This is a genomic window from Phenylobacterium sp., from assembly GCF_041916435.1.
Classification (GTDB): Bacteria; Pseudomonadota; Alphaproteobacteria; order Caulobacterales; family Caulobacteraceae; genus Phenylobacterium.
In genome coordinates this window covers 749,224-776,077 of sequence record NZ_JAYRZM010000001.1, presented here as the reverse complement: position 1 = coordinate 776,077, position 26,854 = coordinate 749,224, and the positions used below count along the sequence as shown (strand labels likewise).

The window sequence follows — 26,854 nt, the reverse complement described above, 5'->3', positions numbered from 1 at the left end:
GCTAGACCGTGTTTCGTGACCGGCGCAATCGCAGGCGCGCCGTTCAGACAGCCGTGGCCTTCGCACGCTCGATATAGAGGCTGCGAAGCCTCAGCGCCACCTCGCCCACGGCGCCGTCGCCCACCGGCTTGCCGTCGATGGCGGTGATCGGCGTCACCAGGCTGCCGGCGCCGGTAATGAAGGCCTCGCGGGCGTGCAGCGCCTCTTCGGCGGTGAAGGGGCGCTCCTCAACCTTCAGGCCTGTCTCGGCGATCACGTCCATCAAGGTGCGCCGGGTGACGCCGCGCAGGATGTTGGCGTTGGTGTCGCGGGTGCGCAGCACGCCGTCGGAATCGAGGATCCAGGCGTTAGACGAGGCGCCTTCGGTGACGAGGCCGAGCTCGTCGACGAACCAGGCCTCCACCGCGCCGCGCTCGCGCGCGGCCTGCTTGGCCAGGACGTTGGGCAACAGGCCCACGGTCTTGATGTCGCAGCGGCCCCAGCGGTTCTCCGGCACGGTGATCACGGCGCAGCCCTTCTCGGCCTTGGCCTGGGCCGCGGACCGGTCGACCGCCTTGCAGGTGATGACGATCGAGGGGGGCGTCTCCGCGCCGGGGAAGGCGTGGTCGCGCGGCGCGACGCCGCGGCTGATTTGCAGATAGAGCAGTCCTTCGCGCACGCGGTTGCGGCGCACGGTCTCGCGCAGGACGATCGTCAGCGCCCGCCGGCTCATCGGCATCGGGATGCGCAGCTCGGCCAGGCTGCGCTCCAGGCGGGCGAAGTGGCCCTCGGCGTCGCCCATCTTGCCGTCGAACAGGGCCCAGACCTCATAGACCGCGTCGGCGAGCTGGTAGCCGCGATCCTCGATGTGCACCGCGGCCTCGGCATGGGGAACGAACCGTCCGTTCACATAGGCGACACGCCCCATCAACCGACATCCTCTTCAACGGCGCGCGCGCCGGACAGACCCAATGACTTCAGCTTGCGGTGCAGGGCCGAGCGCTCCATGCCGATGAAGGCCGCCGTGCGCGAGATGTTGCCCGAGAAGCGCAGCATCTGGGCGTTCAGGTACTCGCGCTCGAACACCTCGCGGGCCTCGCGCAGCGGCAGCGCGATGATGCGCTCGGCGCCCAGAGTCGAGCCCTGCTCGGTCTGGGCGGGCTCCTGCGGCAGCATGTCGGCGGTGATCGGCTCGGCCGGATCGCCCGAAGCCAGGATCAGCATGCGCTCGACGTTGTTGCGCAGTTGCCGCAGGTTGCCGGGCCAGGCGCGGACCTGGAAGGCGGCCAGGGCGTCGTCGGCGAGCTGGCGGCGGGCCATGCCGGTGGCCTCGCAGATGCGCTGGATGAAGTAGTCGACCAGCTCGGGAATGTCCTCGCGCCGCTCGGCCAGGCCCGGCACGTTCACCGGCACGACGTTGAGGCGATGGAACAGGTCCTCGCGGAAGCGACCGGCCTCGATCTCTTCGCGCAGGTCGCGCGAGGTGGAGGAGATCACGCGCACGTCGACCTGCACGTCGGAATCCCCGCCCACCCGGCGGAACCGCTGGTCGACCAGCACGCGCAGGATGCGGCTCTGGGTCTCGCGCGGCATGTCGGCCACTTCGTCGAGGTAGAGCGTGCCGCCGTGGGCGCGTTCGAACACGCCGATCTTGGCGGGGCGGCCGCCCGCGGCGTCCTCGCCGAACAGCTCCACGTCCATCCGCTCGGGGGTCATGCCGGCGGCGCTGATGGCGACGAACTCGCCATGGGCGCGCGGGCTGTCCTGGTGGATCAGGCGGGCCACCGTCTCCTTGCCCGAGCCGGGCGGGCCGGCGATCAGCACGCGGCTGTTGGCCGAGGCGAGCTTGCTGATCATCTGGCGCATCTGCTGGGCGGCCATCGAGCGGCCGAGCAGGCCCTCCGGCTCGATCGCCTGGGTGCGCAGGCGCCGGTTCTCCCGGCGCAGGTTCGCCGCTTCAAGCGCGCGTTCCACAACCAGCAGCAAGCGGTCGGATTTGAACGGCTTTTCCAGGAACTCGTAAGCCCCGCGCTTGATCGCCGACACCGCCGTCTCGATGTTGCCGTGACCGGAGATCATGATCACCGGCAGGTCGGCGTCGAGCTTCTTGACCAGATCTAGAAGCTCCAGGCCGTCCATCCCTCCGCCCTGCATCCAGATGTCCAGGATCAGCAGCGACGGCTTGCGCGCGCGGATCGCGCCGAGCGCCTGTTCGGAGTCGGCGGCCGTGCGCACGGCGTAGCCCTCGTCCGACAGAATGCCCGCCACGAGCTCGCGGATGTCCGCTTCGTCGTCGACCACCAGGATGTCAGCCGCCATCATCCACCTCAGACAGTTTCAGTCGTGCGCGCGGCCTGGGCCGCCCGGGCCGTCGTCGGCGCCCGCAGGATCGCCCGGGCCCCCTGCCCGCCGCGCGCGTCGGTCAGGATCAGTTCGCCCCCGTGGTCCTCCATGACCCGCTTGACGATCGCCAGGCCAAGGCCGGTGCCCTTCTCGCGGGTCGTCACATAGGGCTCGGTGAGGCGGTCGCGGTCCTTGGGGGGCAGGCCCACGCCGTTGTCCTCGATCTCGAACGCCACGCCGTCGTCGTCCACCACCAGCTGGGCGGTGATCTGGCCCTTCAGCTTCGGCTCGGCCTCGCGCCGGGCGGCGACCGCCTCGGCGGCGTTCTTCAGGACGTTGGTCAGGGCCTGGGAGAGCATGCGGCCATCAGCGACGATGGTCGCCTCGGGCGTCGGCTCGACCAGCTCGACCTTGATGTCCGGCGAGGCCACGCGGCGGGCGAACACCGCCGCGCGCAGCAGCTCGGCGGCGTCCTGCTCGGCGAACACCGGCGCCGGCATCCGCGCGAAGGCCGAGAACTCGTCCACCATGCGGCCGATGTCGCCCACCTGCCGCACGATGGTGTCGGTGCAGCGGTCGAAGGTCTCCAGGTCGCCGCTGGCCACATTCTTGCGGAACTTGCGGCGCAGGCGCTCGGCGGAGAGCTGGATCGGGGTCAGCGGGTTCTTGATCTCGTGGGCGATGCGCCGGGCCACGTCCTTCCAGGCGGCGTTGCGCTGGGCGGCCACGAGCCGGGTGATGTCGTCGAAGGTCAACACCAGGCCGCCCTCGCTCTGGTTGGCGCGCACGCGCAGGCGATAGGTCTCGCGGTCGCGCGAGACGTCGACCTCCTCCTCGGCCTCGCCGGTGGCGCCGGCGCGCTCGGCGACGCCCGCCAGCTCGGGCGCCACGTCCGCCAGCGCGCGGCCGCGGCCCTGGTCGCGCGGCAGGTGCAGCAGCGCCGCCGCGGCCCGGTTGACCGCCGAGATCCGGCCGTCCACGTCCAGGCCGATCACGCCGGCGCTGACCTCGGCCAGCACGGTCTCGATGAACTGGCTGCGGGTCTCGGCCTCCTCCCGCGCGCGGCTGAGCGCGGCCTGCTGGACCTGCAGGTCGTTGGTCATGCTGTTGAAGGCGTGGGAGAGCACGCCGATCTCCGGCGGGTCGTGCTCGGCGTCGACGCGCGCGGTGAGGTCGCCGGCGGCCACGCGCCCGGCCGCCTGCACCAGCCGCGCCACCGGCCGGGCGATGGCGTTGGCCGCGGACATGCCCAGCAGCACCGCGCCGACGAGCACCAGCAGGGCCGTCTCGAAATAGCTGAGGGCGAAGGCCGCCTGGATCCGCGCGCGGTTCTGCTCGGCCTCGCGGTAGGAGGCGAGCGAATCCTGCGTCTCCTTCAGGTGGGCGATGATCCCCCGCTCCACGGGGCGAGCCACGTAGAGATAGGCGTCCGGATAGTCCTTCAGCCGGTAGAGCGCGCGCATCAGGTCGGCCGAATCGAAGGCGCGCAGCGAGATCTCGCCGTCGTCCGCGGCCTTGAAGCTGCGCTCGGGCGGCACGACGAAGGCCGGGGCGTCCGGCGTCTCGGCCCGGGCCAGCACGCGCCCGTCCCGGTCGATCAGATAGGCCGCCGGAAAGGCGTGGTAGGAAGCCTGGTAGGCCAGGAACTGGCTGAAGGTGATCGGGCTGGAGCCCAGCGCCGGCGCGGCGCGGTTGAGGTCCACCGCCATCAGGCCGATGTGGTGCTGAATGTAGGCGGTCTGGTCCTCGAAGTAGGAGCGCGCCACCGTGGCGGAGTTCTCCACCACGGTCTGCACCCGCTGGCTGAACCAGTTCTCCACGCCGCGGTTGACGAGGACGCCATAGAAGAAGGCGACGACGACGGCGGGCGCGACGGCGGCCAGGGCGAACAGGGTGACGAACCGCAGGTGCAGCCGCGCGCCGGCGTCCCGCGCGCGGGCGCGCAAGAGGTCGCGCAGGCGCAGCACCGTGAGCGCGGCCAATCCCAGGATCAGGATCAGATTGAAGCCCAGGATCGTCAGGATCAGGTGGCTGGCCGGGCCCAGCGGCCCCGTCTCCGGCGGCGAAGCCGCCATGAGAATGGCGATCGCCGTCAGGATCGCGGCGAAGGCGTAGCCGCCGCCGACCACATAGCGGGACTGGAGCGCACGCCACAGATTCGTGGTCGGCGCATCATCAGGTCCACCATCGGGAGCCGGCGACGCCATAGGCGCAGATTAGGCGTGACTGTGCCTCAAATTCAACAGCGTTGTTGCGCTGAAGCTTCAGCGACGGCCGCGATTCATCTCCACGCCCAAATCCTGGATCTTCTTGCGCAGGGTGTTGCGGTTCAGGCCCAGAATCTCGGCCGCGCGCACCTGATTGCCACGGGTCGCGGCCAGGGTGAGCTGGATCAGCGGACGCTCCACCTCCTCGAGCACGCGATCATAGAGCCCCGGCGGCGGCAGGCCGTCCGGCTGCTCGGCGAAGTGGCCCGCCAGGTGGCGCTCGACCAGGGTGGAGAGCGTGACCGGCCCTTCCTGGCCAGGCGCGGCCGGGGTGTGGTCCTGCAGCTCGCGCTCGACGATGCGGGCGGTGATCAGCTCCTCGGCGTAGAGGGCGCAGATCCGGCGGATCAGGTTCTCCAGCTCGCGCACGTTGCCCGGCCAGGCGTGCAGCTTCAGCCGCTCCAGGGCGCTGGCGTCGATGGTCTTGGCCGGCAGGCCCTCGCGGTTGGCGCGCAGCAGGAAGGCGCGGGCGAGGTCGGGAATGTCCTCCACCCGGTCGCGCAGGGGCGGCAGGCGGATCGGCGCGACGTTCAGGCGGAAGAACAGGTCCTCGCGGAACAGGCCGTGCTGGATCAGGGCGCGCAGGTCGCGGTTGGTGGCGGCGATGATGCGCACGTTGGGCCGGCGGCCGGTCTTGGGATTGATCGCCTGCTCGGAGCCGTCGATCACGCGCAGCAGGCGGGTCTGGGCGTCCAGCGGCATGTCGCCGATCTCGTCGAGGAACAGGGTGCCGCCGTCGGCCTCGATCAGCTTGCCCGGCGCCCCGTCCTCGCGGCCGAACAGCTCGGCCTCGACCCGCTCGCGCGGCACGGCGGCCAGGTTGATGACCACGAACTTGCCGTCGCGGCGGCGGCCCATGTCGTGCAGGGCGCGGGCCACCAGCTCCTTGCCGGTGCCGGATTCGCCGAGGATCAGCACCGTCAGGTCCGCGCCGACCAGCCGGGCGATGGTGCGGTAGACGTCCTGCATCGGCCCTGAGCGGCCGATCAGCGGCAGACGCTCGTCGCGCAGGGCGCGGGCCTGGGCCTTGGACGCCTCGGCGTCGGCGGGCCGGGCGAGCGCGCGGCGCGCGACCGAGGTCATGTCGTCCAGGTCGAACGGCTTGGGCACGTAGTCGAAGGCGCCGATCTCGGCGGCGTTGACCGCCGTGAGCAAGGTGTTCTGGGCGCTCATGACGATGACGGGCAGCTTGGGGCGCTCCTTGCGGATGCGCGGCAGCACGTCGAAGGCGTTCTCGTCGGGCATCACCACGTCGGTGACGACGAGGTCCCCCTCGCCGTCCGACACCCACTTGAGCAGCGTCGAGGCGTTGCCGGTGGCGCGCACCTGATAGCCCAGGCGGGTGAAGGCCTGGCTCAGCACCAGCCGGATGGACGAGTCGTCGTCGGCGATCAGGATTTTCTTGGTCGCGGCGTTCATGCCGTGAGGTCCTCCTGGGAAGCGATGGGCAACAGCACCCGGAAAGAGGTGCGCCCAGGCTCGGATTCAAAGTCGATCAGGCCGCCGTGGCCGGCGACGAGCTTGGCCACCAGCGCAAGGCCCAGGCCCGCGCCGTAGGTCTTGGTGGTGACGAAGGGCTGGAACAGGCTGTCGCGCAGGTGCGGCGGCACGCCCGGCCCGTTGTCCACCACCCGCACCTCCAGCGGCGCGCCGTGGAGCGCCTGGCCCTTGGCCGCGCGCACCCGCACCCCGTGGCGATAGGCTGTGGTGATGGTGATCGCGCCGCGGCCATCGCCCCGCGAATGGGCCGCCTCGGCCGCGTTCTTCACCAGATTCAGGAAGATCTGGATGAGCTGGTCCTCGTCGCCCAGGGTGGGCGGCAGCGAGGGGTCGTAGGTCTCGCGCAGGATCAGACCGTCGGCGACGCCGTTGGCGGCCAGGGCGCGGACGCGGTCGAGCACCTGGTGGATGTTGACCGGCGCGCGCACGGGCGGCGCGTCGTCGGAGAAGGCCTCCATGCGGTCCACCAGGCGGCGCACGCGATCGGTCTCATCGACGATGAGCTGGGCGAGCGGCGCGTCCTCGGCCTTGGCGCCGGATTTCAGGAGCTGCGCGGCCCCGCGGATGCCGGCCAGCGGGTTCTTGATCTCGTGGGCCATGATCCGGCCCAGGCCGACGATCGAGCGCAGGCTCTCGGCGCGCTCGGCGCCCAGGTTGTTGGCCCTGATGTGCAGGCTGAGCAGGATCGAGCCGTCGCCCAGCGGGGCGGCCGCGCCGTCGGCCTCGAAGGGCGGCAGGCCGAAGAGCGAGATCTCCACCCCGCGCTCGCGGACAGGGCCGCCCTCCTCCACCGCCCGATTGATCAGCGAGACCAGCGCCGAGCCCGGCGGCAGGGCCGCCAGGAAGCGGCCGCGCGCCAGGAGGCCCAGGCCCTGGCCGAACAGGGCCTCCGCCGCCTCGTTCGCCGCGACCAGCGCGCCGTCGGCGCTGACCACCATGGCCGGTTCCGGACTGAGGTCGAAGGCCGCGGCCTTCAACGTGTCCAGGCTCATCCCCGATTTTGATGTTTTGATTTGGCCGTTCATGCCGCCAATCTCGTTTGAGGGTCGCGCCAGAGCGCGACCAGGCTGCGTTCGACCTCCCGGGCTTCCTCCGTGCGGCACAGGGCGGAGCGCGCCGTGCGCCTGGCCTCGGCCTGCGTGGGCCAAGGCGCGTTTTCGATGTAGGCGGCCAGGTGCTTGCGGAAGATCCGCAGGCCCAGCCGCTCGCCGTAGAAGGCGAGACTGTCTCTGAAGTGATCCAGCACGACGCCCAGCCGCGTCTCCGCGTCCGGGGCGGCGTAGGGCCGGCCGGCCAGGACCGCGTCGATCTCGGCGGCGATCCAGGGCCGGCCGTAGACGCCGCGGCCGATCATCACCCCGTCAGCGCCCGAGGCGGCCAGGGCCTGGCGGGCGCTGGCGCCGTCGACGATGTCGCCGTTGACGATCACCGGGATGGACACGGCGTCCTTCACCGCGCGGACCGCGGCCCAGTCGGCCCGGCCCTTGTAGAACTGGCAGCGGGTGCGCCCGTGGACGGTGACGGCGGCCACGCCCAGGGCCTCGGCCCGCGCGGCGAACTCCGGGGCGTTCTTCGAGGCGTCGTCCCAGCCCAGGCGCATCTTCACCGTGACGGGAAGGTCGACGGCGTCCACCGCCGCGCCGACGAGGCGCTCGGCCAGGTCGAGGTCGCGCATCAGGGCCGAGCCGCAGAGCGCGCCGGTGACCTCCCGCGCGGGGCAGCCGAAATTGAGATCGATGATCTGGGCGCCGGCTTCGGCCGCCAGGCGCGCGCCCTGGCGGATCTGCTCCGGCTCGCGGCCGATGAGCTGCATCACCATCAGCGGCAGGCCCTCGCCCACCGCCGCGCGCCGCACCACGTCCGGGCGGCCGCGCGCGAATTCGGCGCAAGCCACCATCTCGGTCGCGGTATAGGCCGCCCCCAGGCGACTCGCGGCTTTCCGGAACGGCAGGTCGGATACGCCGGTCATCGGCGCGATCCAGGTCCGCCCGGAAACTTCGATTTTACCTACGCTGAGCGCATTGCTCATTTTATGATCATCCCCACCGCCGGCTTTTTAGGCAATTTGTGCACCGCCGTAAAGCCTGGACAAGTGACCGCCGTGAACTAAACAGCCGGCATGGAATTCTCGGCCGTCATCGTCGCCGCCGGCAGCGGGACCCGGGCCGGCCCCGGCGCGCCGAAGGCCTGGCGGGACCTCGCCGGCCGCCCTGTCGCGGCCTGGTCGGTGGAGGCGCTGAACGCGGCCGGGGCGCGGCGGATCGTTGTGGTGGCGGCCTTGGACCGCGTCGCCGACGCCGAGCGGCTCATCGCGAACATCCCCGGCGCGGCGTGCGTGGCGGGCGGGGCCACCCGAGCGCTTTCGGTGCAGGCCGGGCTGGCCGCTCTGGGCGACGACGCCCCCGAGGCGGTGCTGATCCACGACGCGGCGCGACCGTTTGTCACGTCCGCGCACGTGAGGGCCCTGGTCGCCGCGCTGGACGGCTGCGACGGGGCCGTTCCCGCCCTGCCCGTCCCGGACACGCTCAAGCGGGGGGACGGCGTGATCAGCGCGACGGTCCCGCGCGAGGGCCTGTGGCGCGCCCAGACCCCGCAGGCCTTCCACCTGGAACGGCTGCGCGCCGCCTATCAGGCCTGGCCGCCCGGCGAGGAGCCGACCGACGACGCCGGCGTGATGGAACGGTTCGGCGGGCGCGTCGCCCTGGCGCCGGGCGATCCGATGCTGCTGAAGCTCACCTATCCGGAGGACTTCGCCATGGCCGAGCGGCTGGCGGGCGCGGCGCGCATCACGCGGATCGGCCAGGGAGTGGACGCCCACCGCTGGGGCCCTGGCGAGGCCGTCTGGCTGTGCGGCGTGCGCATCGACCACGACCAGGCCCTGATCGGCCACTCCGACGCGGACGCGGGCCTGCACGCCCTGACCGACGCGATCCTGGGGGCCATCGGCGCGGGGGACATCGGCGAGCACTTCCCGCCGAGCGACCCGCAATGGAAGGGCGCCTCCTCCGACCGCTTCCTGGCGCACGCGGTGGCGCTGGCCCACGCCCGCTCGGCGCGGATCCTGAACGCCGATGTGACCCTGGTGTGCGAGCGGCCGAAGATCCGCCCGCACCGCGAGGCCATGCGGGCGCGCCTGGCCGAACTGCTGGGCCTGCCGGTCGACCGCGTGAGCGTGAAGGCCACCACGACCGAGGGCATGGGCTTCACCGGACGCCAGGAGGGCCTGCTCGCCCAGGCGGTCGTGGCGGTCGAGACCCCGGCCTGATCCGGCCCTCCGTATCCGGCCCTCCGTTCAGGGCAGCCAGGTCCAGCGCTGCTGCAGGCGCCGGTAGACCGCGCCGACGAGGTTCACATAGTCGTCGGTCCAGGGGCGGACCTGCGTGGGATGGGCGTAGTCCCAGCGCACGTCGTTCTCGAACGGCGACAGGCCGGCGGGACCGCGGGCGATGATCACCACGTCCTCCGAGGATTCCCAGAGCGGCGGCGAGGACGCGGCGGCGGTATGGTTCTGCACCATGGCCAGGCCGCCGGCCGCCTTGGCGGCGGCCACCGCCGGCTCGACCAACTCCAGGTGGCGGTTGGACAGGTGCAGCATGAGCAAGCCGTCCGGCTTGATGTGCGTCAGGTAGCCCCGGATCGCCTCGGTCGTCAGCAGGTGCGTGGGGATGCTGTCGGACGAGAAGGCGTCGATCAGCAGGACGTCGAACTTGTCCTTCGGCTGCTTGGCCAGGGTCAGGCGCGCGTCGCCCAGCACGTAGCGGATCGTGCCCTTGGCGCAGGCGGTCGTGTAGCTGAAGTGCTTGGGGTCGGTGGAGACGCGCACCACCTGGGGGTCGATCTCGAAGAAGGTCAGGGAATCGCCGGGCCGGGTGTAGGCGGCCACCGACCCCGTCCCCAGGCCGACGGCCCCGGCGGTGAAGTCGGCGTGGATGGTGCGCATGGCGCTGAACACCTGGCCGATCGGGGTCTCCGGCGCGTAGTAGGTCAGAGGCCGGCAGCGGTAGCGCGGATCGAGCGCCTGGGCGCCATGCAGGGTGGTGCCGTGCGACAGCATCCGCACCGTCCCGCCCATCGGCGGAGAGTTGTAGACCGACTGGCGCAGGACGCCGAAGAAGCTGCGCCAGCTATGCTCCACGTCGCGCCGGTCGCCGACGCCGTTGGCGCTGATGACGAGCACCGAGATCAGGCAGAAGAACGCCAGCGCCCGGCGGCGCACGATGAACGCCATCACTGTCACCGTGGCCAAGAGCAGCTTGGCGACCAGGTCCACGCCGTGGAACGTCGTCCAGATCGGCGCGGCCACGCCCGCCGCGACGCCGACGGCGATCGTGGCCCAGCGCCAGGCCTCCAGCCCTCCGCGGCCCCAGGGACGCACCAGGCAGGCGAGCGCGAGGACCAGCGGATACTCGTAGACCGCGTTGAAGATCACGGGCGCCAGGAGCGCGTTGAAGGCGCCCCCGAGCACGCCGCCCACCGACATCCACAGGTAGAAGTCCGTCAGCCGCGACGGCGGTGGCCGGCGGGCCACCAGCGCCTGGTGGCACATCAGCGCGGTGAAGAAGAAGGCCGTGAGGTTGAGGAACAGGACCAGCAGGATCTCGGTGCCGGCGAACGGCAGCTCGATCACGCAGCCGGCGAGCGCCGCGGCCTGGAACAGCAGCACGCTGTCGGACGAGATCAGCGGGCGGTCCTGGAAGGCGATGATGAAGGTGACGAGGTAGAGCGCGAGCGGCAGCACCCAGAGCAGCGGCGCGGAGGCCACGTCCATGGTGATGTGGGTGGTGACGCCCAGCATCAGGCTGGAGGGGATCGCCGCCAGGACCACCCACAGCGCCCGCTCGCGCCAGGGCGTGGCCGGCCCGCTCGCGTGCTCGGCCGGCGCGGCGACGGCGCGGACGCGCAGCGCCACCAGGGCCAGGGCGGCGATCACCAGGACGAAGCCGCCGTAGCCGATCGACCACTCGGTCCTCTGCGCCCCGAGCGTCTGGGTGGGCTCCACCAGCGCCGGATAGGCCAAGAGCGCGATCAGGCTGCCGAGGTTGCTGGCGGCGTAGAGGCTGTAGGGCTCCTTGGCGTCGGCCGCGGGCATGATGCGCGCGTGCCAGGCCTGCACCAGCGGCGCAGTGGCCGAGAGCGCGGCGAACGGCGCGCCCACCGACACGGTCAAGACGCCCAGCAGCCAGAGCGCCGGATGCGCGGACGACGGCTCGCCGAAGAGGCCCGTGACCCGGAGCGGCAGGGCGAGCGCGGCGAGCAGCAGCACCGCCCCGTGCAGCGCCGCCTGCGCCTTGAGGCTGCGAATCTTCTGGACGGCGTGGGCGTAGCCGTAGCCGGCCAGCAGGCAGGCCTGGAAGAACACCAGGCTGGTGTTCCACACCGAGGGCGCGCCGCCCAGCAGGGGCAGCACGAGCTTGGCGATCATCGGTTCGACCAGGAACACCAGCAGGGCGCTGGCGAACACGGTCGCGGCGAAAAGGGCCTGGGCGCCCCTGGGGGCGGGCGCCTGGGAGGCGTCCAGCGCGGTCATGGGCGGCTTTCGGCTTGAACTGGAGGGCGGCGCGATGCTCTGGTCACGCCTCCAGATTGCCTAGCTCCGGAGCGCGCGTCGATGTTTCCTCTCGAGATCGAAACCCTGGCCCGGCTGCTGATCGACGAGGCGCGCTCGCGTTCACTGCGGATCGTCACCGCCGAAAGCTGCACCGGCGGGCTCGTGGCGGGGGCGATCTGCTCCATCGCCGGGGCCTCGGACGTGTTCGAGCGCGGCTACGTGACCTACACCAATCGCGCCAAGCAGGAGCTGCTCGGCGTGCCCGGAGACCTGATCGCCGACTTGGGCGCGGTGTCCGAGCCGGTGGCGCGGATGATGGCCGAGGGCGCGCTGGAGAACTCCAACGCCCACGTCGCCGTGGCGATCACCGGCGTCGCCGGCCCCGGCGGCGGCACGCCGATGAAGCCGGTGGGCACGGTGCACATCGCCACCGCGCGGGCCAACCAGGGGCTGATGCACCGCGCCGAGCTGTTCGAGGGCGAGACCCGCCAGGCCGTGCAACTGGCCGCCGTGCAATCGGCGCTGGAGATGCTGCGCGAGCGGATGCGCTAGAGCCGACCGGCCATGCGGTCCTCCACCGCGCTCCATAGCTGGTCGATCTCCTGGGCCGCCGGTCCGGGGGGCGTGAGCTCCTCCACCGACAGGCCCATGCTGAGCGCCTCCTGATAGGCCATGCGCGCGCGGATGATCACCGGCGCGATCGGCGTGTGCAGCAGCTTCAGCGCGTCCAGCGCCTTGCGCACCGGCGGCGGCTCGGCCCCGGCGCGGGAGAACGGCGCCTGGTTCAGCACGATCAGCCCGGGCCGGCCCAGGCGATGCAGGATCTCGACCGTCCGCACGGCCATGACGAGATCCAGGTAGGTGGGGCGGACGACCACCAGGGACAGCTCGGCGAGCACGATCGCGTGGCAGACCTCGGTCTCCGGGCCGGCCGGGGTGTCGATCACCAGGGTTTCGACGCCGTCGCGCAGCGCGGCCACTTTCAGGGCGAAGAGTTTGGGCCCGGCGGTCTCGACCACCTGCGGACCCGGAATCTGGCGAAGCCTCAGCACCTCGGTGGAGGAGCGCTGGGGGTCGGCGTCCGCGAGCATCGCCTGGCGCCCCCGCAGATGGGCCGCCAACGCCAGGTGCGTCGCAAGCGTCGTCTTCCCCGATCCGCCTTTGCGGGCGATCACGGCGATCGTTCGCATCTGCCCGGCTGTCCCCCTCACCCGCAGCGGGCAAACAGAACCAAACAGCACAACAGATTGCAGCCGCCCTAGCCGCAATCTGCATTAGCACTGCTCAATAATTGCTCGTACTTGGATACTGTATCTTCACGTCATTATCTTGACGAGCGCGCTCTGATTTGAGGCGAGCTGGCGAACTACACCGCGCAACCGTCAGGCGAGTCGGGATTCAATCGCTGAGGAAAGTCGCGACAAGTCTAGGAGTTGCACAGTTCCTCGGCAGCATTCGGCGGATAGAGCGTCCGCGCCCGCGCCTCGAAACAACCCATGAGTCGTTCCACGGCGGTATGGAAATTCGCCGCCAGCACCGCCTCGAGCAACCGCGACTTGAACGCGAAGTCGATATCGAACTCGACGCGGGTTCCGCCCTCGGCCTCGTGGAAGGCCCAATGGTTCTGCAGCTTGCGGAAGGGACCGGACAGCAGGGTGACGTCGATGGTGCGCGCGGCGGCGTCGCGCCGCACGTGGGTGGCGAACTTCTCCTTCAGCACGGAGAAGCCGACGCGGACCTCGGCGTCCAGGCCCTCGACGCCCTCGCCTTCCGGCCGCTTGTTCCAGACGCGCATCGCCTGCACCCAGGGGACGAACTCGGGATAGGCCTCCACGTCGCCGACCAGCCGGAAGAGGTCGTCCGGCCGGTAGGGCAGCATCTTTGAGAGCTGGTGGCGCAAGGCGCGTCTAGGCCGCGGCCTCGCGCGCGCGCCGCGCCGCCTGCAGCTTGGCGAAGTCCTCGCCGGCATGGTGCGAGGAGCGCGTCAGCGGGCTCGCCGAGACCATCAGGAAGCCCTTGGCCCGGGCGATCTCCTCGTAGGCCTTGAACTCCTCGGGCGTGACGAAGCGGTCGACCGCGGCGTGCTTGCGCGTCGGCTGCAGGTATTGGCCGATGGTCAGGAAGTCGACGCCGGCCGAACGCATGTCGTCCATCACCTGCATCACCTCCTCCTTGGCCTCGCCGAGCCCGACCATCAGGCCGGACTTGGTGAACTGCTGCGGATCGCGTTCCTTCACGCGTTCGAGCAGGCGCAGGGAGTGGTAGTAGCGCGCGCCGGGGCGGATCGACAGGTAGAGCCGCGGCACGGTCTCCAGGTTGTGGTTGAAGACGTCCGGCCTGGCGTCGATCACCAGGGCGGCGGCCTCGGCGGGCTTGCGCAGGAAGTCGGGCGTCAGGATCTCGATGGTCGTGCCGGGCGCCGCCGCGCGGATCGCGCGCACGACCTCGGCGAAGTGCGCCGCCCCGCCGTCATCGAGATCGTCGCGGTCGACGGAGGTGATGACGACGTGCTTCAGGCCCATCTTGGCGACGGCGTCGGCGACGCGCGCCGGCTCTGTCGGGTCCAGCGGCTGGGGCTTGCCGGTCGTGACGTTGCAGAAGGCGCAGGCCCGCGTGCAGACCTCGCCCATGATCATCATGGTGGCGTGGCTCTGGGTCCAGCACTCGCCGATGTTGGGACAGGCCGCCTCCTCGCACACCGTGACCAGGCCGTGCGTCTTGACGATGTCCCGCGTCGCCGAATAGCCGGCGGAACCGGGCGCGCGGACGCGCAGCCACTCAGGCTTGCGCAGGATGGGCGTGTCCGGCCTGTGCTGCTTTTCCGGGTGGCGCGGCCGGCCGGGCCCCAGGCGGTCGATGACGACGGTCATGGAGTCTAAATCGTCCGTCGCGAGGCGCGGATCAAGGCGCGAATGCGCGCCCTTGCGTTCCAATGGCGGGACGGGAACAGATTTGGCCATGAACCGCGCGTTTCGACTCGTCGCTGCGCTGCTGCTGCTCGCCGCCTGCGACCGGGGCGGCTCGCGCGAAGCGTTCATCGAAAGCCGGGCGCCGCCGGGCCTGGCGACCCGCTACCTGGAGCCCGAGGGGTGGGCCTGGGGGGCGCTGCAGGTGGGCGACGATCCGGTGCAGCGCTACGGCGTGGCCAGTCCCGACGTCGTGCCCAAGGGCCAGGTGGTGATCGTGCCCGGCTACGGCGAGACCGCAGAGATCTGGTTCGAGACCGTGCGCGACCTGGAGGCGTCCGGGCTGACAGTCTGGGTGCTGGACCGCGCCGGCCAAGGCGGCTCACAGCGGTTCGTCGAACCGCGCGACCTGGGCCACGCTCCGAGCTTCGATCCCGACCGCCGCGCGCTGGAGGCCCTGGTGCGCCAGATCGTGCGTCCAACGCCGGACGCGCCGGTGACGATCCTCAGCCACGGCGACGGGGCGGTCGTCGCCCTGCTCGCGCTGGAGGACGGCCTGCCGGCGGACGGGGCAGTGCTCAGCGCCCCGCTCGTGCGGCCCTCCGGCGAGCGGCCGCTGTCCATGCTGGAGCGCCTGCTGCGCAGCGACCAACGGCCGCCGGCTGGCTGGCGGCCGTGGCGCCGGTCCCGCCCCTGGGCCTCGCGCGCGGACCTCGCCGCCGACTGGCAGCTCGCCAACCCGGACCTGCGCATGGCCGGGCCCAGCCGCGGCTGGCGGCTGGCGCTGCAGGCCGCGAGCAGGGCCGCGCTCGACAGGGCCGGCGAGGTGCGCACGCCCGTGCTCGAGGTGGGCGCGGCGAGCGGGAGCGATCCGTGCGAGCGCCTTCCCCGCTGCCTGCACGCCTCCGTCAGGCCCGCATCCAGCCCGCACCTGGCGGACGACGCGGCGCGCTCCGCCTGGCTCAAGGCGGTGGCCGGTTTCGCGCTCAGCAGATCGCCGATGGTGGACGACGAGCCCTTGCGCTAGGTTTCACGTATCGTAACCGATCTTTTCAATGGTTGAGCCTATGGCTAGGCTCCGACGAAAAACAACGGCGTAACAATTGGGAGGCGTTCGCTTTTGCCGCGTTCGTTTGACTTGACTTCCAGCCGGCGTTCCTTGTTCGACGCCCTGCTCGACGCCCGCGCCAAGTACGGCGCCAAGAAGCTGATCCTCGAGGACCAGGAGCGCAATCCGCTCAGCTACACCGACGTGGTGCGAGCCGCGTTCGCGCTCGGCCGCAAGATCGCCGCCATGACCCAGCCCGGCGAACGGGTGGGCGTGATGCTGCCGGCCAGTTCGGCCGTGGTGGTCACCTTCTTCGCCCTGCACGCCTTCGGCCGCGTGCCGACCATGCTCAATTTCACCGCCGGCATCCGGAACCTGAAGGCCGCCTGCGCGACGGCCAAGGTCAAGCGCGTGCTGACCTCCCATCGCTTCATCGAACAGGGCAAGCTGCACGACCTGACCGACGCCCTGGAGCAGATCGCCGTCGTCACCTACCTGGAGGACGTGCGCGAGAAGGTCGGTCTGGCCGACAAGGCGTTCGCCGCCGCCGCCGCCCTCTTCCCCAAGCGCTTCCGCGCCGAGACCGGGCCGGACGATCCGGGCGTGATCCTGTTCACTTCGGGCAGCTTCGGCGCGCCGCGCGGCGTGGTGCTGAGCCAGGGCAACCTGATCGCCAACGTCGAGCAGATCGCCGCCCACATCGCGCTGGACCCGGACTGGGTGATGTTCAATCCCCTGCCCACCTTCCACTGTTTCGGGCTGACCGGCGGGGCGCTGCTGCCGGTGCTGACCGGCATGAAGGCGTTCCAGTACCCCTCGCCGCTGCACATCAAGCAGATCCCGCCGCTGGTGAAGGACACGCACGCCTCGATCCTGTTGGCCACGGACACCTTCGTGAACCAGTACGCCCGCTCGGCCGAGCCGGACGAGCTGTCGGGCCTGCGCTTCATCGTCTGCGGCGCCGAGAAGGTGCGCGACGAGACGCACAACCTGATCAACGAGCGATTCGGCGCGGTGCCGGTGCTGGAAGGCTACGGCGCCACCGAGGCCGCGCCGGTGATCGCGGTGAACAAGCCCGAGGACAACCGCCGGGGCACGGTGGGCGGCCTGCTGCCGGGGATCGAGACCCGCCTGGAGCCGGTGGAAGGCATTCCGGGCGGCGGGCGGCTGTTCGTGCGCGGCCCCAATGTGATGACCGGCTACATCAACGCCGACGGGGCGCTGGAGGCGCCGGCGGACGGCTGGCACGACACCGGCGACGTCGTCGACCTGACCGAGGACGGCTGGATCACGATCCTGGGGCGGGTGAAGCGCTTCGCCAAGGTGGCCGGCGAGATGGTCTCGCTCACCGCCGCCGAGGACCTCGCCTCCGCGGTCTGGCCGGACTCGCGCCATGCGGTGATCGCCATGCCCGACAACAAGAAGGGCGAGCGGCTGGTGCTGGTGACCGACCGGCGCGACGCGGCCGCCGCGCCGCTGGTGCGCCACGCCCAGTCGATCGGCGCGCCGGAGCTGGCGGTGCCGCGCAAGATCATCAAGGTGCCCGAGGTGCCCGTGCTGGGCACCGGCAAGACCGACTATGTGGCGATCCAGCGGATGGCCGAGGCCGACGGGCGGTCGCGGGCGGCGTAACGGCCGCTCGGCGGGCGCAAGCGGCGGTTGTCGGGGGCTCGCGCTGAGGGGCGCCTGATGCACGGACGCAACGGCGCGAAGGAATAGACGCAGGCGCCCTCGCGCCGACTCATTCGCGTTCCCATCTTGAGGCGGCGTAAGGAGCCTCATGGACGTCCTGTTTCAAACCGTAGCCGAGTTCATCGCCAGGCATCATCTGTGGGCGGGGCCCGTATTGGGCGCAGTGACGCTTCTGGAATCGATCGTTCTTGTGGGCGCTTTCGTGCCGGCGACGCCGCTGCTGGTCATGGCCGGCGGGCTGGTGGCCGCGCGCGTGCTCGATCCGGCCTCGGTGCTGGCCTGGTGCATCGCCGGGGCGATCCTGGGCGACGCCTTCTCCTATGCGCTCGGCCGGCGGCTGGGCCCCAGGGCGCTGCGCGGCCGGCTGTTCCGCGGCCATCGCCGCAAGCTGGCGCGCACGCGGCTCTTCACGCGCCGCCATGGCACCGCGTCGATCTTCATCGGCCGCTTCTTCGGCCCGGCGCGGGCGTTCGTGCCGCTGCTGGCGGGGATGCTGCAGATGCGCCGCAGCACGTTCCAGGCCGCCAACGCCGTCTCCGCGGCGGTGTGGGTCCCCGCGGTGCTGGCGCCCGGCTACTTCGCGGCCAAGGGCCTGGCCCATCTGGAGGCGCTGGGCGAGGCCGACCCGATGACCATCGCCATCATCGCCGGCGTCGCCATGCTGGTCGGCGCCTTCGCGCTGCTGGGCGTGCTTCGGGCGCGCCACGTGCGGCGGGAGGCCGCCGCGGCCGCGCTGGCGGCGGCGCGCGCGGTCGAGGCCGGCTAACTCACCAGACCTTCCACCAGGGCGCCGATTCCAGCGCCGGGTCGCCCGGACGCACCTCCTGCTTGCCCCAGGAGAAGACGATGAACGCCTTGTGCGCGCGGATCATGGTCGCGCCCTCGACCCGGTCGGCCATGTGCAGCGGCGCGCCGGTCTTGGCGTCGTAGGCGAACAGCAGGAATTCGGCGATCCCGGTGCGGTCGCGGCGCGCGTAGAGCGGCAGCTCGGGGATGGTGAAGAGGCCCAGGGTGGAGATGTTGGGCAATGTCACCGACGGCACGCCCACCAGCCGGTTCATCTCGTCGATGGAGAGGGCCGCCTCGCGCACCTCCAGCACCACGTCGGCGTCCTCGGGCCGCGGCGGCAGGGCCATGCCCCGCGCCGACAGGGCCGCGCGCAGGGCGCTGACCGCATAGTCGCCTTCCGAGCCGGTGAATCCGGCCGGCCGCAGGAACACCCGCGTGCCAGGCTTGAGCGGAATGTCGAGCTTCTTGGCCGCCTGTTCGGCGGCGTGGGAGATCAGGAGCTGTTCGGTGGCCGTGCGGGGCGGCGTGGTCTGGGTGGCCGTCGCGCAGGCGCTCAGCGCAAGGGCGGCGGCGCCGAGCGCGGCCAAGCGGATGCTGCAAGGGGCGTTTGGGCGGAACACGGGGGCGTGCCTCCCACTGGTCTTGGGCGGTTTGAAGGCGATTGGCGGCGCTGTCGCTGGGCGACACGCCGCCGGCTCAGATGTGCAGCACCTTGCCGAAAGCGTCCAAGGACGCCTCGTGCATGGCCTCGCTCATGGTCGGATGCGGGAAGACCGTGCCCTGCAGCTCGGCCTCCGTGGCTTCCATGGTGATGGCGATGGCGAAGCCCTGCACCATCTCGGTCACCTCGGCGCCGATCATGTGCGCGCCGATCAGGGCGCCGGTGGCCCCGTCGAACACGGTCTTGACGAAGCCCTCGGTCTCGCCGGCGGCGATGGCCTTGCCGTTCACGCGGAACGGGAAGCGGCCGACCTTGACGGCGATCCCCTTCTCCTTGGCCTGGGCCTCGGTCAGGCCGACCGAGGCGATCTGCGGCTGGGCGTAGGTGCAGCCGGGGATCGGAGCCGTCAGGTTCGACGGCTTCAGCCCGGCGATGTGCTCGATGCAGTGCACGCCCTCGTGGCTGGCCTTGTGCGCCAGCCAGGGCGGGCCGGCGACGTCGCCGATCGCGTAGAGGCCGGGCACGCCCGTGGCGCCGTGGGAATCGGTGACCACGTGGGTCTTCTCGATCTTCACGCCCAGGGCCTCCAGCCCCAGGTTCTCCACGTTGCCGACGATGCCGACGGCGACGATCGCCACCTCGGCCTCCAGGGTCTCGGCCTTGCCGCCGGCCTCCAGGGCCAGGGTGACGCCGGTCTTGGACTTGGAGAGCTGCTTGACGCCGGCGCCCACGCGGAACTTGATCCCGCGCTTTTCGAACGCCTTGTGCGCGGCCTTGGAGACCTCCTCGTCCTCCACCGGCAGGATGCGCGGCAGCGCCTCGACGACCGTCACGTCGGACCCCAGCGCCCGGTAGAAGCTGGCGAACTCGATGCCGATGGCGCCGGAGCCGATCACCACCAGCGACTTGGGCGCGGCCTTGGGCGCGAGCGCCTCGCGGTAGGTCCAGACGCGTTCGCCGTCCGGCTCCAGGCCGATCGCCGGGATGGTGCGGGCCCGCGCGCCGGTGGCGAGGATCACGTGCTTGGCCTGCAGCGAGCGCGAGCCGCCGGCCTTGAGCGCGACGACCACCTTGGGCGCGCCCTGCCCCTTCTCCAGCCGGGCCGAGCCCTCGATCACCTCGATCTTGTGCTTCTTCATCAGGAAGGCGACGCCGGAGTTGAGCTGCGCGGCCACCTTGCGCGAACGCTCAACCACCTTGGCGAAATCGAAGCTCGCCTTCTCCACCTTCAGCCCGTAGTCGGCCAGATGGCCGAGCTGCTCATAGACCTCGCCGGACTTCAGGAGCGCCTTGGTGGGGATGCAACCCCAGTTCAGGCAGATCCCGCCCAGCAGCTCGCGCTCGACGATGGCGGTCTTCAGGCCCAACTGAGCGGCGCGAATGGCCGTGACATAGCCGCCCGGCCCCGCGCCGACGACGATGAGGTCGAAATCCATAAGCACTCCCTCAGACGATCATCGTGATCGGGTCTTCCAGCAGGATCTTGAAGGCCTGCAGCCAGCGCGCGCCGGTGGCGCCGTCCACCACGCGGTGATCGCAGGTCAAGGTGACGGTCATCACCGTGGCGATGGCGATCTGGTCGCCGCGCACCACGGGCCGTTTCTCGCCCACGCCGACCGACAGGATGCAGCCCTGCGGCTCGTTGATGATCGACCCGAACGATTTGATCCCGAACATCCCCAGGTTGGAGACCGAGAAGGTGCCGCCCTGGAACTCCTCGGGCTTGAGCTTGCGGGTGCGGGCGCGCTCGGCCAGGTCCTTGGCCTCCGTCGCGATCTGCGCCAGGCCCTTGGTCTCGGCCGCGCGGATGATCGGCGTGATCAGCCCGCCGTCGATCGCCACGGCCATGGCGATGTCGGCGTGGTGGTGCATGGCGATCCCCTCGGGGGAATAGGAGGCGTTGGCTTGCGGCACCTGCTTGAGGGCGATGGCCGAGGCCTTGATCACCATGTCGTTGACGCTGACCTTCACGCCCTGCTTCTCAAGCATAGCGTTGATGCGCGTGCGGCCCTCCAGCAGCTTGTCGATCTCGATGTCGATGTTCAGCGGGAAGTGCGGCACGTCGCGGAAGCTGTCGGCCATGCGCCGGGCGACGGTCTTGCGCATGCCGTCCAGCGGGATCAGGTCGTAGCTGCCCTCGGGGATGCCCATCTGCTGCAGCGACAGCACCGGGCGCGGCGCGGCGGCCGGCGCGGCGCCTGGAGCGGCGGACGGGGCGCGGGCGCCCGGCTTGGCCGCGTCGATGTCGCGCTTGATGATCCGGCCGTGCGGGCCCGAGCCCTGCACCACGGCCAGGTCGATCCCCTTCTGCTCGGCCAGCCGCCGGGCGAGCGGCGAGGCGAAGATGCGCCCCCCCGCCCGGCTGGGCGCGGCCGGCGCCGGCTTGGCCGCGGGCGCGGGATCCGGCGCGGCGGCCTTGGGCGCTTCCACCGCCGGCGCCTTGGGCGGATCGGCCGGGGCTTGCGCCGGCGCCGGGGCGGCGTCGCCTTCGCCGGAGAGCCTGGCGATGGGGGTGTTGACCTTCACGCCCTCGGAGCCCTCGGGCACGAGGATGGCCTCGACCACCCCCTCGTCGACGGCCTCGACCTCCATGGTCGCCTTGTCCGTCTCGATCTCGGCGATCACGTCGCCGGAGGACACCTTGTCGCCGGCCTTCACGTGCCACTTGGCCAGCGTGCCCTCCTCCATCGTCGGGGACAGCGCGGGCATCAGTACGTCGATCGACATGAATCCGTTTCCGTCAGGCGTTCATCAGGCGTCGGCGGCCGGGGCCGCCGGGCTCAGCGATAGGCGACGGCCTTGGCGGCGGCGACGATCTGGTCGACCGACGGCAGCGCCATGGCTTCAAGGTTCGCCGCGTAGGGCAAGGGCGTGTCGGCCTGGCAGACCCGGGCCGGCGGGGCGTCGAGGTAGTCGAAGGCGTGCTCCAGCACCCGGGCGACGACTTCGGCGCCGACGCCCATCGGGCCCCAGCCTTCCTCCACCGTGACCAGGCGGTTGGTCTTCTTGACGCTCTCGACGATCGTCTCGTGATCCAGCGGGCGCAGACTGCGCAGGTCGACGACCTCCGCCTCCAGGCCCTCGGCGGCGAGCTGCTCGGCGGCCGCCAGGGCCAGGCCGACCATGCGCGAATGGGCGGTGATGGTCACATGGGCGCCGACGCGGCGCACCTTGGCCTTGCCGATCGGCACCACCCAGTCCTCGACGTCCGGGATCTCGAACTCGTGGCCGTAGAGCATCTCGTGCTCCAGCACGACGACCGGGTTCGGGTCGCGGATGGCCGCCTTGAGCAGGCCCTTGGCGTCGGCCGCGTCATAGGGGGCGACCACCTTCAGGCCCGGCACGTGGGCGTACCACGACGAATAGTCCTGGCTGTGCTGGGCGGCCACGCGGGCGGCCGCGCCGTTGGGGCCGCGGAAGACGACCGAGCAGCGCACCTGGCCGCCGGACATGTAGTGGGTCTTGGCCGCCGAATTGATGATCTGGTCCATCGCCTGCATGGCGAAGTTCCAGGTCATGAACTCGACGATCGGCTTGAGCCCGCCCATGGCCGCGCCGACGCCCATGCCGGCGAAGCCGTGCTCGGTGATCGGGGTGTCGACCACGCGGCGGTCGCCGAACTCCTGCAAGAGGTCGCGGCTGACCTTATAGGCGCCCTGGTACTGGGCGACTTCCTCGCCCATCAGGAACACCGCCTCGTCGCGGCGCATCTCCTCGGCCATGGCGTCGCGCAGGGCGTCGCGCACGGTGATCTTCACCATCTTCACGCCGTCCGGCAGCTCCGGATCGGCCGGCGCGGGGGCCGGCGGCGGCGCGACCGCCGCGGGCTCGGCGGCGGACGGAACCGGCGCCTCCACGGCGGCGGGCGGCGGCGGAGCCGCGGCCGGCGCGGAGTCTCCGGAAAGCCTGGCGATGGGGGTGTTGACCTTCACGCCCTCGGAGCCCTCGGGCACGAGGATGGCCTCGACCACCCCTTCGTCGACGGCCTCGACCTCCATGGTCGCCTTGTCGGTCTCGATCTCGGCGATCACGTCGCCGGAGGACACCTTGTCGCCGGCCTTCACGTGCCACTTGGCCAGCGTGCCCTCCTCCATCGTCGGAGACAGCGCGGGCATCAGTACGTCGGTCACTGCGCGGCCTCCACGTAGACGTCGGTGTAGAGCTCGGAGGCTTCGGGTTCGGGGCTGGTGCGGGCGAATTCGGCGGCGTCGGCCACCACCTTCTTGACCTCGGCGTCGATCGCCTTGAGCGCGGCTTCGTCGGCGTAGCCTTCGTTGACCAGGCGCTCCTGCAGGTGGTCGATCGGATCGCGCGTCTTGCGGACGGCCTCGACCTCCTCGCGGGTGCGGTACTTGGCCGGGTCGCTCATGGAGTGGCCGCGATAGCGGTAGGTCTTCATTTCCAGGATGTAGGGCCCGCCGCCGTTCCGGGCGTGCTCGGCGGCGCGGCCGGCCGCCTCGCGCACGGCCAGCACGTCCATGCCGTCGACCTCTTCACCGGGAATGCGGAACGAGGCGCCGCGCTTGAACAGGTGCGTCTCCGAGGAGGCCCGCTCGATGGAGGTGCCCATGGCGTACTGGTTGTTCTCGATGATGTAGATGGCCGGCAGGCGCCAGAGCTCGGCCATGTTGAAGCTCTCGTAGACCTGGCCCTGGTTGGCGGCGCCGTCGCCGAAGTAGACGAAGGCGACCTTGCCGTTCTGCCGATAGTGGTTGGAGAAGGCCAGGCCCGTGCCCAGGCTGACCTGGGAGCCGACGATGCCGTGACCGCCGTAGAAGTCGGCGGCGGTCGAGAACATGTGCATCGAGCCGCCCTTGCCCTTGGACGAGCCGCCCGAGCGCCCGGTCAGCTCGGCCATCACCTCGCGCGGGTCCATGCCGCAGGCCAGCATGTGGCCGTGGTCGCGATAGCCGGTGATCACCTGGTCGCCCGGCTGCTTGACCGACTGGACGCCGACCGCGATCGCCTCCTGGCCGATGTAGAGGTGGCAGAAGCCGCCGATCAGGCCCATGCCGTAGAGCTGGCCCGCGCGCTCCTCGAAGCGGCGGATCAGCAGCATGTTGCGATAGGCGCCGATCAGCTCGTCCTTGCCCCACTCGGCGGACACCGCCTCATCGGCCTTCTTTTTCCGCGACGTTGAGCTCTCTTGCCCGCGCGCCATCCGCTTCTCCGTCGATGCCGTCGTCGTTGCGCCTCGCCAGGCGTCACGCCTGTGAAACGAGCAAGGCGCCTCAACGCTTCAGGCGGATCACATAATCTTTCGGGTCGGAGAAGCCTAGCAGAGACCGCGCCCGTTCTTCCAACAAGTCGGCGGACAGGCTCGTGTCGCGCAAGAGATGGGCGCGCGCCTCCAGGGACTCACGCTGCTTGCGCAGATCGGCCAGTTCCTTGGTCTTCACGGCCAGGGTCTCGTCGCGCTGGCGCGTGGACAGAATCCCGCGGTCGCCGGTGAAGGCGTGGAATCCGAAGTAGAAGATCAGGAAGGCCAGGGCGGCCGTCGGCAGATATGGACGAAGACGGGCGAGCACGGCGAATCGAGCAGCTCCTGGACCCGCCCATTTCGCGCCGCCATGCTTAATTTTGGGTTGCGAGCGGGCGCCTTTCGGCGCCCTGCCCGCCAGAAACCCGGGCCGCCGGAAGCTCAGAGGCGCTTGATCGCCTTGCGGCCGGGATAGATGGCCTGGTCGCCCAGCTCCTCCTCGATGCGCAGGAGCTGGTTGTACTTGGCCGTGCGGTCCGAGCGGGCCAGCGAGCCGGTCTTGATCTGCCCGCAGTTGGTGGCCACGGCCAGGTCGGCGATGGTGGAGTCCTCGGTCTCGCCCGAGCGGTGGCTCATCACCGCCGTGTAGCCGGCGCGGTGGGCCATATCGACCGCGTCCAGGGTCTCCGACAGGGTGCCGATCTGGTTGACCTTGACCAGGATCGAGTTGGCCAGGCCCCGCTCGACGCCATCGGCCAGGCGCACGGGATTGGTGACGAACAGGTCGTCGCCGACGAGCTGCAGTTTGCCGCCCAGCTTGTCGGTGAGGATCTTCCAGCCGTCGAAGTCGTCCTCGGCGCAGCCGTCCTCGATGGTGACGATCGGGAACTTGGCGGCCAGGCCGGCCAGGTAGTCGACCATGCCGGCCGGATCGAGGGTCTTGCCCTCGCCTTCCATCACGTACTTGCCGTTCTTGAAGAACTCGGTGGAGGCCACGTCCAGGCCGAGATGGAAGTCCTCGCCGGCCTTGTAGCCGGCCGATTCGCCCGCCTTGACGATGAAGGCCAGCGCGTCCTCGGCGCTGGCGAGGTTGGGCGCGAAGCCGCCCTCGTCGCCGACGTTGGTGTTGTGGCCGGCGTCCTTCAGGGCCTTCTTCAGGCCGTGGAAGATCTCCGCGCCCATGCGCAGCCCCTCGGCGAAGGTGGGCGCGCCGGTGGGCAGGATCATGAATTCCTGTACGTCGATCGGATTGTCGGCGTGGGCGCCGCCGTTGATGATGTTCATCATCGGCACCGGCAGGGCGCGGGCCGAGACCCCGCCGACATACTTGTAGAGCGGCAGGGCGGCGCTGCCGGCGGCGGCCTTGGCCGTGGCCAGGCTGACGCCCAAGATGGCGTTGGCGCCCAGCCGGCTCTTGTTCGGCGTGCCGTCCAGCTCGATCAGGAGGTTGTCGATGCGGCGCTGGTCCTCGGCGTCCATGCCGGACAGGGCGTCGAAGATCTCGCCGTTCACGGCCTCGACGGCCTTGAGCACGCCCTTGCCCTGATAGCGCGACTTGTCGCCGTCGCGCTTTTCGACGGCTTCGTGGGCGCCGGTGGACGCGCCGGAGGGCACCGCGGCGCGGCCGAGGGAGCCGTCCTCCAGCACCACGTCGACCTCGACCGTCGGGTTGCCCCGGCTGTCCAGGATTTCGCGGGCGGTGATGTCGACGATCTCGGTCATGGAGGGTCCTGTCGCGGCTAGGTTTTCCGGCGCGCAGGCTTTAGCGCGCCGTCCGCCGGCTTCGCAACCTCGCGTATGTGGCGGTTGACTTCCGCGGCGCGCGGCGGGCTGGCTGCGCCGCCCGAAGGAGGACCGCATGCTCAAGACCGAGATCATCGACGCGATCGCGATCATCACCATGAACCGGCCGGAGGCGATGAACGCGCTCTCCAAGGGGCTGCGCGCGGAGCTGGCCGGCGCCTTGGCCGCGATGGACGCCGATCCGGCGGTGCGGGTGATGATCCTGACGGGGGCTGGCGAGCGGGCCTTCACTGCGGGGCTGGACCTGAAGGAGCTGGGGACGGACCCCGGCGCGCTGTCGGCGGCCAACCCGGACGGGACGAGCCCCGATCCGGTCACCGCGCTCAACGCCTGCCGCAAGCCGGTGATCGGGGCGATCAACGGGGTGGCGATCACCGGCGGGTTCGAGCTGGCGCTGGCCTGCGACGTCCTGATCTGTTCGACCAACGCCCGCTTCGCCGACACCCACGGGCGGGTCGGCATCACCCCCGGCTGGGGCCTGTCGCAGCGGCTGTCGCGGGTGATCGGCCCCTATCGGGCCAAGGAGCTGTCGCTGACCGGCAACTTCCTGGACGCGGCCACGGCGCTCGACTGGGGCATGGTCAACCGGGTGGTGGCGCCGGGCGAGCTGATGGAGGCGGCCATGGGCCTGGCCCGCGACATGAGCCAGGTCGAGCCGGACATGCTGGCCGAGCTGAAGGCGATGATCGACGACGGCTACGCCCTGGCCTTCGGCGAGGGCCTGGCGCTGGAGGACACCCGCTCGCGCGCGCACAACAAGGCGGTGAGCCCGCAGATGGTCGAGGCGCGCCGCGCCGGCATCCTGGCGCGGGGACGCACGCAGTAGCCGGACAAACGAACGCACCCGCCCGGTCGCCCGGACGGGTGCGCTTGGACTCGTCAGACCGAAGGCAAGGCGCGCTCGCGCCCGGCCCTTAGTCTTCCTTCGGCGTCAGAACCTGGCGGCCCTTGTACATGCCGGTCTTCAGATCGACGTGGTGCGGCCGCTTCAGTTCGCCCGTTTCCTTGTCTTCGACGTAGGAGTTGGCGCCCAGGGCATGGTGCGAACGACGCATGTTGCGACGCGAGGGCGAGACTTTTCTTTTAGGAACGGCCACGGGAGAATCTCTCAGGCGTGA

General features: G+C 70.7%; 24 protein-coding genes. 6 read left to right on the top strand and 18 right to left on the bottom strand.

Going from position 1 to position 26,854, the window contains the following annotated elements; translation table 11 throughout:
• Nucleotides 1–43: 43 nt before the first annotated feature.
• The 6 genes from ACE3TA_RS03830 to dusB are packed head-to-tail and all read right to left on the bottom strand — an operon-like array spanning nucleotide 44 to nucleotide 8,118.
• A complete protein-coding gene (locus tag ACE3TA_RS03830) occupies nucleotides 44–907 on the bottom strand; it encodes a D-amino-acid transaminase (RefSeq protein WP_374570600.1) in 864 nt (287 codons plus the stop codon).
• A complete protein-coding gene (locus ACE3TA_RS03825; protein WP_374570598.1) occupies nucleotides 907–2,298 on the bottom strand; it encodes a sigma-54-dependent transcriptional regulator in 1,392 nt (463 codons plus the stop codon). Before ACE3TA_RS03825 ends, ACE3TA_RS03830 begins: the two co-directional genes overlap by 1 nt.
• A gap of 8 nt (nucleotides 2,299–2,306) precedes the next feature.
• A complete protein-coding gene (locus ACE3TA_RS03820) occupies nucleotides 2,307–4,529 on the bottom strand; it encodes an ATP-binding protein (RefSeq protein ID WP_374570596.1) in 2,223 nt (740 codons plus the stop codon).
• A gap of 57 nt (nucleotides 4,530–4,586) precedes the next feature.
• Nucleotides 4,587–6,008 (bottom strand): nitrogen regulation protein NR(I), encoded by a 1,422-nt coding sequence (gene ntrC / locus ACE3TA_RS03815; protein WP_374570594.1) that lies wholly within the window; start codon nucleotides 6,006–6,008, stop codon nucleotides 4,587–4,589.
• Nucleotides 6,005–7,081, bottom strand: a complete 1,077-nt coding sequence (locus tag ACE3TA_RS03810; protein WP_374570592.1) for a nitrogen regulation protein NR(II) — start codon at nucleotides 7,079–7,081, stop codon at nucleotides 6,005–6,007. Before ACE3TA_RS03810 ends, ntrC begins: the two co-directional genes overlap by 4 nt.
• A gap of 29 nt (nucleotides 7,082–7,110) precedes the next feature.
• Nucleotides 7,111–8,118, bottom strand: coding sequence for a tRNA dihydrouridine synthase DusB (gene dusB, locus ACE3TA_RS03805; protein WP_374570590.1), 1,008 nt, complete (start codon nucleotides 8,116–8,118; stop codon nucleotides 7,111–7,113).
• Between the two features lie 90 nt (nucleotides 8,119–8,208).
• Here dusB and ACE3TA_RS03800 point away from each other — a divergent pair, with 90 nt between their 5' ends.
• Complete coding sequence (locus tag ACE3TA_RS03800; protein WP_374570588.1) at nucleotides 8,209–9,354, top strand: bifunctional 2-C-methyl-D-erythritol 4-phosphate cytidylyltransferase/2-C-methyl-D-erythritol 2,4-cyclodiphosphate synthase; 1,146 nt, start codon at nucleotides 8,209–8,211, stop codon at nucleotides 9,352–9,354.
• Between the two features lie 27 nt (nucleotides 9,355–9,381).
• Here ACE3TA_RS03800 and ACE3TA_RS03795 read toward each other — a convergent pair whose 3' ends face one another.
• The gene (locus ACE3TA_RS03795; protein ID WP_374570586.1) at nucleotides 9,382–11,616 is read right to left on the bottom strand and encodes a spermidine synthase; all 2,235 of its coding nucleotides are present in this window, start codon (nucleotides 11,614–11,616) and stop codon (nucleotides 9,382–9,384) included.
• 81 nt (nucleotides 11,617–11,697) lie between these two features.
• On the opposite strand from ACE3TA_RS03795, the gene ACE3TA_RS03790 reads away from it, so the two are divergent.
• The gene (locus ACE3TA_RS03790) at nucleotides 11,698–12,189 is read left to right on the top strand and encodes a CinA family protein (RefSeq protein WP_374570584.1); all 492 of its coding nucleotides are present in this window, start codon (nucleotides 11,698–11,700) and stop codon (nucleotides 12,187–12,189) included.
• Here the strand turns inward: ACE3TA_RS03790 and ACE3TA_RS03785 are convergent.
• The 3 genes from ACE3TA_RS03785 to lipA all read right to left on the bottom strand — a co-directional run bounded on the left by ACE3TA_RS03785 (nucleotide 12,186) and on the right by lipA (nucleotide 14,507).
• On the bottom strand, nucleotides 12,186–12,827 hold the full coding sequence (locus tag ACE3TA_RS03785; RefSeq protein ID WP_374570582.1) for an AAA family ATPase: 642 nt from the start codon (nucleotides 12,825–12,827) through the stop codon (nucleotides 12,186–12,188). The two genes, ACE3TA_RS03790 and ACE3TA_RS03785, sit on opposite strands and share 4 nt — an antisense overlap.
• 236 nt (nucleotides 12,828–13,063) lie before the next feature.
• On the bottom strand, nucleotides 13,064–13,516 hold the full coding sequence (locus ACE3TA_RS03780; RefSeq protein ID WP_374570580.1) for a type II toxin-antitoxin system RatA family toxin: 453 nt from the start codon (nucleotides 13,514–13,516) through the stop codon (nucleotides 13,064–13,066).
• A 28-nt stretch (nucleotides 13,517–13,544) separates the two neighbouring features.
• Nucleotides 13,545–14,507: a lipoyl synthase gene (gene lipA / locus ACE3TA_RS03775; RefSeq protein ID WP_374570578.1), complete on the bottom strand. Its 963-nt coding sequence runs from the start codon at nucleotides 14,505–14,507 to the stop codon at nucleotides 13,545–13,547.
• 88 nt (nucleotides 14,508–14,595) lie between these two features.
• Between lipA and ACE3TA_RS03770 the strand changes: the two genes are divergently transcribed.
• From ACE3TA_RS03770 to ACE3TA_RS03760, 3 genes are all read left to right on the top strand, one after another.
• Entirely contained in the window at nucleotides 14,596–15,570 is a 975-nt protein-coding gene (locus ACE3TA_RS03770) for an alpha/beta fold hydrolase (RefSeq protein WP_374570576.1), read from the top strand.
• Nucleotides 15,571–15,663: 93 nt separating this feature from the next.
• On the top strand, nucleotides 15,664–17,223 hold the full coding sequence (locus tag ACE3TA_RS03765; protein ID WP_374570574.1) for an AMP-binding protein: 1,560 nt from the start codon (nucleotides 15,664–15,666) through the stop codon (nucleotides 17,221–17,223).
• Nucleotides 17,224–17,371: 148 nt separating this feature from the next.
• Nucleotides 17,372–18,049, top strand: coding sequence for a DedA family protein (locus tag ACE3TA_RS03760; protein WP_374570572.1), 678 nt, complete (start codon nucleotides 17,372–17,374; stop codon nucleotides 18,047–18,049).
• A gap of 1 nt (nucleotide 18,050) precedes the next feature.
• On the opposite strand, the gene ACE3TA_RS03755 is transcribed toward ACE3TA_RS03760, so the two are convergent.
• The 7 genes from ACE3TA_RS03755 to eno form a co-directional block, all read right to left on the bottom strand.
• Nucleotides 18,051–18,659, bottom strand: coding sequence for a DUF6655 family protein (locus tag ACE3TA_RS03755; RefSeq protein ID WP_374570570.1), 609 nt, complete (start codon nucleotides 18,657–18,659; stop codon nucleotides 18,051–18,053).
• A 109-nt stretch (nucleotides 18,660–18,768) separates the two neighbouring features.
• Nucleotides 18,769–20,169 carry a dihydrolipoyl dehydrogenase gene (gene lpdA, locus ACE3TA_RS03750; protein ID WP_374570568.1) on the bottom strand — a complete coding sequence of 467 codons (1,401 nt, stop codon included), beginning with the start codon at nucleotides 20,167–20,169 and terminating at the stop codon, nucleotides 18,769–18,771.
• 10 nt (nucleotides 20,170–20,179) lie between these two features.
• Nucleotides 20,180–21,460, bottom strand: a complete 1,281-nt coding sequence (locus ACE3TA_RS03745; protein WP_374570566.1) for a pyruvate dehydrogenase complex dihydrolipoamide acetyltransferase — start codon at nucleotides 21,458–21,460, stop codon at nucleotides 20,180–20,182.
• A gap of 53 nt (nucleotides 21,461–21,513) precedes the next feature.
• Nucleotides 21,514–22,863: a pyruvate dehydrogenase complex E1 component subunit beta gene (locus ACE3TA_RS03740; protein WP_374570564.1), complete on the bottom strand. Its 1,350-nt coding sequence runs from the start codon at nucleotides 22,861–22,863 to the stop codon at nucleotides 21,514–21,516.
• Nucleotides 22,860–23,894 carry a pyruvate dehydrogenase (acetyl-transferring) E1 component subunit alpha gene (gene pdhA / locus ACE3TA_RS03735; RefSeq protein ID WP_374570562.1) on the bottom strand — a complete coding sequence of 345 codons (1,035 nt, stop codon included), beginning with the start codon at nucleotides 23,892–23,894 and terminating at the stop codon, nucleotides 22,860–22,862. Before pdhA ends, ACE3TA_RS03740 begins: the two co-directional genes overlap by 4 nt.
• Nucleotides 23,895–23,964: 70 nt before the next feature.
• Nucleotides 23,965–24,261 (bottom strand): septum formation initiator family protein, encoded by a 297-nt coding sequence (locus tag ACE3TA_RS03730; protein ID WP_374570560.1) that lies wholly within the window; start codon nucleotides 24,259–24,261, stop codon nucleotides 23,965–23,967.
• Between the two features lie 113 nt (nucleotides 24,262–24,374).
• Nucleotides 24,375–25,655 carry a phosphopyruvate hydratase gene (gene eno / locus ACE3TA_RS03725; protein ID WP_374570558.1) on the bottom strand — a complete coding sequence of 427 codons (1,281 nt, stop codon included), beginning with the start codon at nucleotides 25,653–25,655 and terminating at the stop codon, nucleotides 24,375–24,377.
• A gap of 136 nt (nucleotides 25,656–25,791) precedes the next feature.
• On the opposite strand from eno, the gene ACE3TA_RS03720 reads away from it, so the two are divergent.
• The gene (locus tag ACE3TA_RS03720) at nucleotides 25,792–26,562 is read left to right on the top strand and encodes an enoyl-CoA hydratase (RefSeq protein WP_374570556.1); all 771 of its coding nucleotides are present in this window, start codon (nucleotides 25,792–25,794) and stop codon (nucleotides 26,560–26,562) included.
• Between the two features lie 88 nt (nucleotides 26,563–26,650).
• Here the strand turns inward: ACE3TA_RS03720 and rpmF are convergent, their stop codons facing one another.
• The gene (gene rpmF / locus ACE3TA_RS03715) at nucleotides 26,651–26,833 is read right to left on the bottom strand and encodes a 50S ribosomal protein L32 (protein ID WP_091739612.1); all 183 of its coding nucleotides are present in this window, start codon (nucleotides 26,831–26,833) and stop codon (nucleotides 26,651–26,653) included.
• Between the last annotated feature and the right edge of the window lie 21 nt (nucleotides 26,834–26,854).